The sequence below is a fragment of the Nocardioides sp. genome, from assembly GCF_047607365.1.
Lineage (GTDB): Bacteria > Actinomycetota > Actinomycetes > Propionibacteriales > Nocardioidaceae > Nocardioides.
Genome location: NZ_JASGDD010000048.1, coordinates 20807 through 30973 on the forward strand (window position 1 = coordinate 20807; position 10167 = coordinate 30973).

The window sequence follows — 10167 nt, forward strand, 5'->3', positions numbered from 1 at the left end:
CGACCGCGGACCGGCGCGTACGTCCAAGGTGCCCTCTGGAACGCGGCCGACCCACTCACCCGACATGCGCTCAGAGCACGAGCCGCCTATCGCCAGGCCCGGACCGAGGTGCTTCTAAGCCACGCGTCGGCGCTCCCGTTCCATGATGCGCCGATGTGGGGCGTCGGCCTCGCCGAACTCCACCTGACGAGGACGGACGGTCGCACCGGCCGGCGCGAGGCGGGCGTACGGCAGCACTGCGGCCGTGTGCTCGATGACGACGTCGTGGAGGTCCACGGCTTGCGCGTCTCATCCCCGATTCGAGCGACGCTCGAGGTGACGACCACGGACTCGGTCGAGGTCGCCTTGACCGTCGCGAACTTCTTCCTCCACCGAGGGGACTTCGACGCCGATGACTTGAGGTCTCGTTACGCGAACGGGGTCGATCACTGGCCGCATTCGCTGCGCACCGATCTGGTGCTTCGTCTTGCCGACTCGCGGATCGAGTCGGTAGGCGAGTCGCGGACGGCGTACTGCTTCTGGGCGCAGGGCCTGCCGATCCCCGAGCCCCAGTTCGAGATCTGGGACGGGCAAGTCCTGGTCGCTCGCCTGGACTTCGCGCTGCCCGAGCTGGGCGTGTGGTTCGAGTTCGATGGGAAGGCGAAGTACGACGGCTCGCTACGCACCGATCTGACGCCTGCAGACGTCGTCTTCCGTGAGAAGAGACGCGAGGACCGAGTGCGCGAGTTGACCGGCTGGCGCTGCTTCCGGATCACCTGGTCGGACCTGAGCGATCCGGCGTCGCTCGCCGGCCGGATCCGGGCATTCATCGACCGCGGCAGGGCGTCCGCCTGAGACCACTCGCGTCACATCAGCTCCGCGACCCGGCCTTGTGGGGAACTTCTCGGGCGACCTGCCGGGTCAGAAGTTCCCGAGTCACCGGTTAACCGGTGACTCCTCACCGCGAGCCGACGGTCAGGAGAAATCGGCGGCGGCGCGGCGGGCCATCTCGAGGAAGGACTTCCGGCCGGCGAGGTTGTCCTCGAGTGAGGAGACCTTGCGGGCGTCGCCGGCGGCCTGGGCCTTGGCGATGTCGGCCTCGATCTTGGCGATCGCGTCCTCGAGCTTGGTGATCATGTCGTCGGCGCGGGCGGACTTCTCCGGGTCCGAGCGGCGCCACTGGTCGTCCTCGACGGCCTTGATCGCCTGCTCGACCTTGCGCATCCGGCCCTCGAGGTCCTTGATCCGGTCGCGGGGGACCTTGCCGGCGGCGTCCCACCGGTCGGCGAGGTCCCGGAAGGCGGCCTTGGCGGCGGCGAGGTCGCTCACCGGCAGGAGGGCCTCGGCCTCCACCAGCAGCTCCTCCTTGACCGAGGCGTTGGCCGCGAACTCCGCATCGATGGCGGCGTTCGCCGAGTCGCGTGCGCCGAAGAAGGTGTCCTGCGCGGCCCGGAAGCGCTTCCACAGCGCGTCGTCGATGTCCTTCGGCGCGGGTCCGGCGGCCTTCCACCGTGCCATCAGGTCGCGATAGCGCCCGGCGGTCAGGCCCCACTCGTCCGACGACGACAGCGCCTCGGCCTCGACGACCAGCTTCTCCTTGATCGCCTGGGCGCCGGCGCGTTTCTCGTTGAGCTCGGCGAAGTGCGCCTTGCGGCGCCGCGTGTACGTCGTCCGCGCGGTCGAGAAGCGCTTCCACAGCGCCTCGTCCCCGGCGCGGTCGATCCGCGGCAGCACCTTCCACTGGTCCAGCAGCTCGCGCAGCCGGTTGGCGCCGTTGCGCCAGTCGGTGCCGGCGGCGAGGCGCTCGGCCTCGGCGACGATCCCCTCCTTGGCCTCCCGCGTCTCCTCGGCTCGTGCCGCACGCTCGGCCTTGCGGGCCTCCCGCTGCGCCGCGACCACCGGAAGGAGGCCGTCGAGTCGCGCGCCCAGCCCGGCGAGATCGCCCACGGCGCGGGCCTCGCCGACCTTCGCGCGGACGGTCTTGATCGCCTCGGCGGCCTCGTCGGGCGTGACCTTGCCCGCGTTCACCCGCATGACCAGCTGGTCGACCTCGAAGGCGAGCTGGTCGAACTTGTCGGTGAAGAAGGCGAGCGCCTCCTCGGGGGTCCCGTCGAGGAACTGCCCGACGAGCCGCTCGCCGTCGGCCGTGCGGACATAGACGAACTTCTCGTCGTCGACGCGGCCCCAGGTCTCGTTGGTCACGGCCCACATCCTAGGGGTTGGCGGCCCCGCCCGACCGGCCCCATCGGTGACGGTAGGCTTCCGGGGTGCTGATCGCCGGCTTCCCCGCAGGAGCGTGGGGCACCAACTGCTTCGTGGCCGCCACGGGCCCGGGGACCGAGTGCATCGTCGTCGACCCGGGGCAGGACTCCGCTCCCGGCATCGCCGAGCTGGTCCGCGAGCACCGACTCAAGCCGGTCGCGATCCTCCTGACCCACGGCCACGTGGACCACATGTTCTCCGTCACCCCCGTCGCGGGCACGTACGACGCCACCGCCTGGATCCACCCCGAGGACCGTCATCTCCTCATCGATCCGATGGCGGGCGTCAGTAAAGAGACGGCCCGCATGCTGCTCGGTGGGGACCACACGTTCACCGAGCCCGACGACGTGCGCGAGCTCGCCGACGGCGCCACCCTCGAGCTCGCCGGCCTCACCCTGAGCGTCGACCACACCCCGGGCCACACCCGCGGCTCGGTCACCTTCCGCACGCCCTACCCCGCGGACGAGGTCTCGGAGGTGATGTTCGCGGGCGACCTGCTCTTCGCCGGCTCCATCGGCCGCACCGACCTCCCCGGCGGCGACCACGCCACGATGCTGCGCACCCTGCGCGACAAGGTGCTCCCGCTGGCCGACGACATCGTCGTGCTGCCGGGCCACGGCGAGCAGACCTCGATCGGGCGCGAGCGCGCCACCAACCCCTTCCTGCAGGACCTCTGAGAGACATGCCCAAGCCCACCGCCCTGAGCGGCTTCCCCGAGCTGCTGCCCGCCGAGCGCTTCGTCGAGCAGCAGGTGCTCGCGACCCTCGCCGACACCTTCGAGCTGCACGGCTTCGCCAACCTCGAGACCCGCGCCGTCGAGCCGATGGACCAGCTGCTCGCCAAGGGCGAGACCTCCAAGGAGGTCTACGTCCTCAAGCGCCTCCAGGACGAGGGCACGGGAGACGCGGGGATGGGCCTGCACTTCGACCTCACCGTGCCGTTCGCGCGGTTCGTGCTGGAGAACGCCGGCAAGCTCGACTTCCCCTTCCGCCGCTACCAGATCCAGAAGGTCTGGCGCGGCGAGCGGCCCCAGGCGGGCCGGTTCCGCGAGTTCACCCAGGCCGACATCGACGTCGTCGGCCGGGACACCCTCGCCTTCCACCACGACGTCGAGGTGGCCCGCGTCATGGCCGAGGCACTCAGCAGGCTGAGCTTCCTGCCGGGCTTCCGGATCCAGGTCAACAACCGCAAGCTCATCCAGGGCTTCTACGCCGGCCTCGGCGCGCCGGACCCGCTCACGGTGATGCAGATCGTCGACAAGCTCGACAAGCTGCCCGGCGACAAGATCACCGAGCTCCTCGTCGTCGACGGCAAGCTCACGCCGGAGCAGGCCGAGCTCACCCTCGCCCTGGCCCGGATCTCCAGCGACGACACCGGCTTCGTCGACCAGGTCCGCGCCCTCGGTGTCGCCGACCCGCTGCTCGAGGAGGGCCTCGCAGAGCTGGCCGCGGTCATCGAGGGATGCGCGGGCATCACCAGCGACCGCGTTCGCGTCGTCGCCGACCTGTCCATCGCCCGCGGGCTCGACTACTACACCGGCACTGTCTTCGAGACCCGCCTCGACGGCTTCGAGGGACTCGGCTCGATCTGCTCCGGCGGCCGCTACGACGCCCTCGCGAGCGACGGCCGCACCACCTACCCCGGCGTCGGCATCTCCTTCGGCGTCAGCCGCACCCTCGTGCCCCTCCTCGCCGCCGGCGCCGTCGCCGCCAGTCGCAGCGTGCCCAGCGCGGTCCTCGTGGCGCTCGCCGACGAGGAGTCCCGCCCGCGCGCGGACGCGATCGCCACGCAGCTTCGCGCCAACGGCACCCCCACGGAGGTCGCGCCCAGGCCCGACAAGTTCGGCAAGCAGATTCGGTACGCCGAGCGGCGCGGAATCCCGTTTGTCCTCTTCTCCACGGACAATGACCATGGAGACGGGGGAGCGGAGATCAAGGACATCCGCTCCGGCGACCAGTTCCCGATCGACCCGGCGACCTGGACCCCGCCCGCCGAGGACCTCCGTCCCACCATCACCACCATGCAGGAGACCCCCCAGTGATTCGCACGCACGACGCCGGAACCCTCACCAAGGAGAACGTCGGCGAGACCGTCACGCTCGCCGGCTGGGTCGCCCGCCGCCGCGATCACGGGGGCGTCGCCTTCATCGACCTGCGCGACGCGTCCGGCATCGTCCAGGTGGTCATCCGCGACGAGGCCGTCGCCCACCCGCTGCGCAACGAGTTCGTGCTCAAGGTGACCGGCGAGGTCGTCGCCCGCACCGACGGCAACGTCAACCCCAACCTGCCGACCGGCGAGATCGAGATCGTCGCCGGAGACGGCGGAGTGGAGGTGCTCAACACCGCCGCCGCGCTGCCGTTCCAGATCGACGACCACGTGGAGGTGGGGGAGGAGGCGCGCCTGAAGTACCGCTACCTCGACCTGCGCCGCAGCGGCCCCGCCGCCGCGATCCGCCTGCGCAGCACGGTCTACAAGGCGATCCGCGACACTCTCGCAGCGCAGGGCTTCGTCGAGGTTGAGACGCCGACGCTGACCCGCTCGACCCCCGAGGGCGCCCGCGACTTCCTCGTCCCGGCGCGCCTCGCGCCCGGCTCCTGGTACGCCCTGCCCCAGAGTCCTCAGCTCTTCAAGCAGCTCCTCATGGTCGGCGGCCTGGAGAAGTACTTCCAGATCGCCCGCTGCTATCGCGACGAGGACTTCCGCGCCGACCGCCAGCCCGAGTTCACCCAGCTCGACATCGAGATGAGCTTCGTCGACCAGGACGACGTCATCGCGATGATGGAGGACGTCCTGCGCGCCATGTGGGCGACGATCGGCGTCGAGGTCGTCACCCCGATCCAGCGGATGACGTACGCCGACGCGATGCGGCTCTACGGCTCCGACAAGCCCGACCTCCGGTTCGGCAACCCGCTGGTCGAGTTCACCGACTACTTCGCCGACACCACGTTCCGCGTCTTCCAGGCCGAGTACGTCGGCGCCGTGGTCATGACGGGTGGCGCGAGCCAGCCGCGCAAGCAGCTCGACGCCTGGCAGGAGTGGGCCAAGCAGCGGGGCGCCCGCGGCCTGGCGTACGTGCTCGTCAACGAGGACGGCACGCTCGGCGGCCCGGTCGCGAAGAACCTCAGCGAGTCCGAGCAGGCCGGCCTGGCCGCCCACGCGGGCGCCCAGCCCGGCGACTGCGTCTTCTTCGCCGCCGGCGCGACCAAGCCCAGCCGGGCGCTCCTCGGCGCGGCGCGCCTGGAGATCGCCAAGCGGCTCGGGCTGCTCGACCCCGACCGCTTCGAGTTCGTGTGGGTGGTCGACGCCCCGATGTTCGAGCCCGCGGGCGACGCGGTCGCCTCCGGCGACGTCGCGGTGGGCGCAGGGGAGTGGACGGCCGTCCACCACGCCTTCACCGGCCCCAAGCCGGAGTTTGAGGACACCTTCGACACCGACCCGGGCGCGGCCCTGGCGTACGCGTACGACATCGTCTGCAACGGCTCCGAGCTCGGCGGCGGCTCCATCCGCATCCACCGCGAGGACGTGCAGAAGCGCGTCTTCGGCGTGATGGGCATCGGCGAGGAGGAGGCGCAGGAGAAGTTCGGCTTCCTGCTCGACGCGTTCAAGTTCGGCGCCCCGCCGCACGGCGGCATCGCGCTGGGCCTGGACCGCGTGATGCAGCACCTCACCAAGACCGACTCGATCCGCGAGGTGATCGCGTTCCCGAAGTCGGGCGGCGGCTACGACCCGCTCACCGAGGCCCCCGCTCCGATCACGGCCCAGCAGCGCAAGGAGGCCGGCGTCGACGGCCCCCAGGGCTCGCAGGCACCCATCCCTCTCTGATCGAGAGTTCTACAAGGATGGCTGCGAAGAAGTCCGCATGAGGAGTCGGTCGAGAAGGCGGACGACCTTTAGCGCGATCAGAAGGTGATCGCGTCCTTCTTGAGTCAAGGTCAATGGCCTCGTGTCGCGGTCTACGAGCGTGCAGTGGCTTAGTTTCTCGAGGTGCCGCAGATGTCTAGACACGGCGGATTGGGAATATCCGAGGCGCAGCGCTGCCTCGCTCATAGATCCGGTTTCGGCAACGGCCACGAAGGACTTCAGAAGTTGTATTTCCATTTCGATCTTCTCGGAGTGGGTCAACGGAACCAAACGCTGCCGGCATGTGCTGCCGGTTCCGAAGACGTGACACACGTGTTTACCACACATTGCCTTACTAATCAGCTCGTGGCAATTGAATGCTCGCGACCGCTCTGTTGGCGAGGCTGACTCCTGCGGGGATGAGCCTCTAGCCCCCTTTCCTGGCCGCGGATTTGGGTTGCAGCCGGGCGTCTTGGGGAAGGGAGGAGATGGCTCCTACCACACTTCTGACTTGACTCGGTCGATAGCACTCGTCCTATTCAAAGTCAACGACCATGCGCATGAAGAGATCTGCGTCGGGTCTTCTCAACAGCGTCCGTAGAAATGTCGAGTCAGGTCTTCTCCTGACATGTAGACATGAATCGAGGCCAAAGTTGCGAAACCGTCTTGCCCTGATCGGGGCATTCTTCCTCGCGCTGCTTTCTCTCTCTTCGCCAGCGCACGCGAACACTGGCGACTCTGGCGGCGGCGGCTGCGCTGTCGCTTTCTCACAGTCCGCTTCGTCGGGCAAGTTCACGATGAACATCAATCTCAAGTGCAGCAGGGACTTCTACGGCATCTCGGAAGGCATCACTGTGCAGCGGAGCGGCAAGGTGATTGACACGAAGAGCTGGTACTGCGGCCTTCGCCCCAGCACGACGGTCCGGAGTTGCGGCACGAGCGTGACGTACGCCGACCCCAGTGGCTCCCAGAAGTGGGAGGTTCTCGTGGAGTGGACCAACACCTACTCGGCGTACGGCGGCGGCTCAACCAGTGGGAAGCAGATCATCTCCACCTGGCAGTGAGAATCGCGTTCGTCGGGTGGGCTGCGGTGGTATCCGTACCTCATCCGACGACCAGCGGCACCCGCTTTCTCGACTCCTCGTGACCGAGTCGTAACCCGAACGGCCCGTCGTGGCCGGATCGTTATTCCGGGGTGACCGGCCGGGGGTGCGCGCTCCCCTAGAGTCCCCGGCGTGACCAGCGAACAGCTCGCCGAGATCGAGGAGCCGCTCGAGGTCGTCGCTCCGGCGACCGCCGTCGAGGGCCGTTCCCCGATGCAACTGGCCAAGCAGCGGTTCTTCGCCGACCGGAAGTCCGTGATCGCCGGCATCGTCAGCTTGCTCTTCATCCTTGGCGCCGTCGCAGCGCCGATCCTCGTGAAGGTCGGCGTGCTTGACTATCACGGCTTCAACCAGGATCTCCTCCGCGAGGACACCATGCCGGCGGGCAGCTGGGGAGGGGTGAGCTGGCATCACTGGCTCGGTGTCGCTCCCCAGACCGGTTGGGATGTGCTCTCGCGGGTGTGGTTCGGCATGTCGCTGTCGCTGGGGATATCTCTGGCCGCCGCCATCATCTCGTGCGTCGTCGGTGTCGCCCTCGGGATCGTCGCCGGCTTCAGCCGAGGGTTCGCCGACACGTTGATCGGGCGCCTTATCGACCTCACGCTGGCTTTTCCTCAGCAGCTGCTCGCACTCGCGACCGCATCGATGGCCTTCGCCTTCATCCATGAGTACCTCCACCTTCCGGCGGGGGACTGGACGCGGGCCTTCTTCGTCATCGCGATTATGTCGATCTTCGGCTGGCCGGGGCTCGCGCGCCTCGTGCGGGGACAGGTGCTGTCCATCCGGGAGCGCGAGTTCATCGAGGCGGCCGAACTGCTCGGCGCCTCGAAGTGGCGTATCTACGTTCGCGAGATCCTGCCCAACCTCTGGTCGCTGATCCTGGTCAACTTCACGCTCACCCTGCCGGCGTACATCTCGGCGGAGGCGGCCTTCTCGTTCATGGGCATCTCGATCGTCGTGCCGACGCCGACGCTGGGCAACGTGCTCAACGCCTCGCTCACCTACGCCACGATCGACCCGCTCTACTTCGCGGTCCCCGGCATTCTCATCGCGGCCCTGGTGGTGTCGTTCAACCTCTTCGGTGACGGCCTCCGCGACGCGTTGGACCCGAAGGGATCGCGCTAGCCCCCCGAGCTCTCGGCGGATCGTGCCGCCGAGCAGACGTCGCCCATCCGTGGCGGCACACCAAAAGGAGAGAAATATGTCGAAGTTCCTCAAGCGGGGAGGGGTGACCCTCGCCGCCGTCGCGCTGGCGACGACCGCCTTGACCGCGTGCGGCAGTAGCGACAGCAGCGACGGCGGGGGCACGGACGACTCGTCGTCGGGCACCAAGGGCGGCGAGCTGACCTACCTGCTGGCGACGCCGATCGGTCACCTGGACCCGCAGCGCATCTACGTCGGTCGCGACATCATCAACGTCAAGCGCACCGTCTACCGCACCTGGCTCGCCTACGGTCTGGGCGAGGACGCCTCCGACCCGATCCCGGACATCGCGACCGACACCGGCACCGTGTCCGAGGACGCCAAGACCTGGTCGTTCACCGTGCGCGACGGCGTCACGTGGCAGGACGGCTCCGACGTGACGTGTGAGGACTTCGCCTACGGCTTCTCGCGCAACTTCGCCTCGGACGTCATCACCGGTGGCCCGTCGAACTATCCGATCAGCTACCTCGACCTCGGCGGCGTGAAGTACCCCGGTCCGTACACGGCGACCGCCGACCAGCAGGCCGCCTACGACAAGGCCGTGAGCTGCGACGGCAACACGATCACCTATCACTTCAAGAACCCGTGGCCCGACTTCGGCCAGGCCGTGGCGTCGCTGAACTTCGCCGACCCCTACAAGAAGGACCAGGACCAGGGCGACAAGAGCAACTTCTCGATCTTCTCCAACGGGCCCTACAAGCTCGACGGCACCTGGGACGAGAACACCGGCGGCACGCTGGTGCGCAACACCGAGTACGACGCCTCGTCCGACCCGACCGACGCCCGCGGCGCGCTCCCGGACACGATCAAGTTCAGCATCGGCACCGAGCCCGAGGCGATCATCGACGAGATCGCCAACGGCGCCTCCGAGGGTGAGACCGCGGTCACGGGCACGCGCATCCAGCCGCAGCAGCTCGCGACGGTGAAGTCGACGGCGTCCGACCGCTACAAGCAGGTCACCTCGCCGTACTACGACTACCTCTGGCTCAACGTGAAGCGCCTCGACCTGCCGGTGCGTCAGGCCATCCTGGCCGCGACCAACGACGACGCGTGGATCACCGCCGGTGGCGGCAAGGACTTCTACCAGCCCGTGGACTCGATCATCCCGACGACCCTCGGCGCCTACAAGAAGAACGAGTCGTTCGCCGACCTCGGCGCCGGCGACACGGACAAGGCGAAGCAGATCCTCACCGACGCCGGTGTGACGATGCCCTACCCGCTGACCTTCACCTTCGACGGCTCGTCCGAGACCGGCAAGAACCAGGCCGCCGCGCTCAAGGACACCTTCGACCAGGCCGGCTTCAAGGTCACGCTCAACCCGCTGACCGACGCCTACTACCCGACGATCCAGGACCCGGAGTCGAAGACCGACATCGGCTGGGCCGGCTGGGGCGCCGACTGGCCGTCGGCCCTCACCATCCTGCCGCCGCTCTTCGACGGCTCGGTCAACCTGATCGACCCGGCGTCGAACCAGAACGACTACGGCAACTACAACAGCGACGAGTTCAACGCGCTCGTCGCCAAGGCCCAGGCCGCGACCACGACCGACGAGCAGGACGACCTGATGTCCCAGGCCGACGCGCTCCTCGGCAAGGACGTCGCCTACATCCCGTTGGAGAACTCCCTCTTCAACTGGACCTGGGGTCCGAAGGTCACCGGCTTCACCACCACCTTCGCATCGAACGGGTTCCCCGACCTCGGTGCCATCGGCGTGAAGCAGTAGTCACCCGCACCACCCCGGAGCGATCCGAAACCGGCCGGGTGGGCGCCACGCGCCCAC

9 protein-coding genes are annotated in these 10167 nt (G+C 68.3%); 7 read left to right on the forward strand and 2 right to left on the reverse strand.

Annotated features, from left to right (window positions below; genetic code table 11):
* Positions 1 to 153 precede the first annotated feature (153 nt).
* Complete coding sequence (locus tag QM572_RS04100) at positions 154 to 834, forward strand: hypothetical protein (protein WP_415090310.1); 681 nt, start codon at positions 154 to 156, stop codon at positions 832 to 834.
* A gap of 120 nt (positions 835 to 954) precedes the next feature.
* On the opposite strand, the gene QM572_RS04105 is transcribed toward QM572_RS04100, so the two are convergent.
* Positions 955 to 2190 carry a DUF349 domain-containing protein gene (locus QM572_RS04105; protein WP_415090312.1) on the reverse strand — a complete coding sequence of 412 codons (1236 nt, stop codon included), beginning with the start codon at positions 2188 to 2190 and terminating at the stop codon, positions 955 to 957.
* A 56-nt stretch (positions 2191 to 2246) separates the two neighbouring features.
* On the opposite strand from QM572_RS04105, the gene QM572_RS04110 reads away from it, so the two are divergent.
* Genes QM572_RS04110 through aspS form a run of 3 tightly spaced genes read left to right on the forward strand, consistent with a single transcriptional unit; the run spans position 2247 to position 6063 of the window.
* A complete protein-coding gene (locus QM572_RS04110; RefSeq protein ID WP_415090314.1) occupies positions 2247 to 2918 on the forward strand; it encodes an MBL fold metallo-hydrolase in 672 nt (223 codons plus the stop codon).
* 5 nt (positions 2919 to 2923) lie between these two features.
* Positions 2924 to 4282 carry a histidine--tRNA ligase gene (hisS, locus tag QM572_RS04115; RefSeq protein WP_415090316.1) on the forward strand — a complete coding sequence of 453 codons (1359 nt, stop codon included), beginning with the start codon at positions 2924 to 2926 and terminating at the stop codon, positions 4280 to 4282.
* On the forward strand, positions 4279 to 6063 hold the full coding sequence (aspS, locus tag QM572_RS04120; RefSeq protein ID WP_415090318.1) for an aspartate--tRNA ligase: 1785 nt from the start codon (positions 4279 to 4281) through the stop codon (positions 6061 to 6063). The genes hisS and aspS overlap by 4 nt, the downstream gene beginning before the upstream one ends.
* Before the next feature lie 9 nt (positions 6064 to 6072).
* Here aspS and QM572_RS04125 read toward each other — a convergent pair whose 3' ends face one another.
* A complete protein-coding gene (locus QM572_RS04125) occupies positions 6073 to 6429 on the reverse strand; it encodes a LysR family transcriptional regulator (RefSeq protein ID WP_415090321.1) in 357 nt (118 codons plus the stop codon).
* Between the two features lie 449 nt (positions 6430 to 6878).
* Between QM572_RS04125 and QM572_RS04130 the strand changes: the two genes are divergently transcribed.
* The 3 genes from QM572_RS04130 (at position 6879) to QM572_RS04140 (ending at position 10110) form a co-directional block, all read left to right on the forward strand.
* Positions 6879 to 7145 carry a hypothetical protein gene (locus QM572_RS04130; protein ID WP_415090322.1) on the forward strand — a complete coding sequence of 89 codons (267 nt, stop codon included), beginning with the start codon at positions 6879 to 6881 and terminating at the stop codon, positions 7143 to 7145.
* 171 nt (positions 7146 to 7316) lie between these two features.
* Entirely contained in the window at positions 7317 to 8309 is a 993-nt protein-coding gene (locus tag QM572_RS04135; RefSeq protein ID WP_415090325.1) for an ABC transporter permease, read from the forward strand.
* 76 nt (positions 8310 to 8385) lie between these two features.
* Complete coding sequence (locus QM572_RS04140) at positions 8386 to 10110, forward strand: ABC transporter substrate-binding protein (RefSeq protein WP_415090327.1); 1725 nt, start codon at positions 8386 to 8388, stop codon at positions 10108 to 10110.
* Positions 10111 to 10167: the final 57 nt, after the last annotated feature.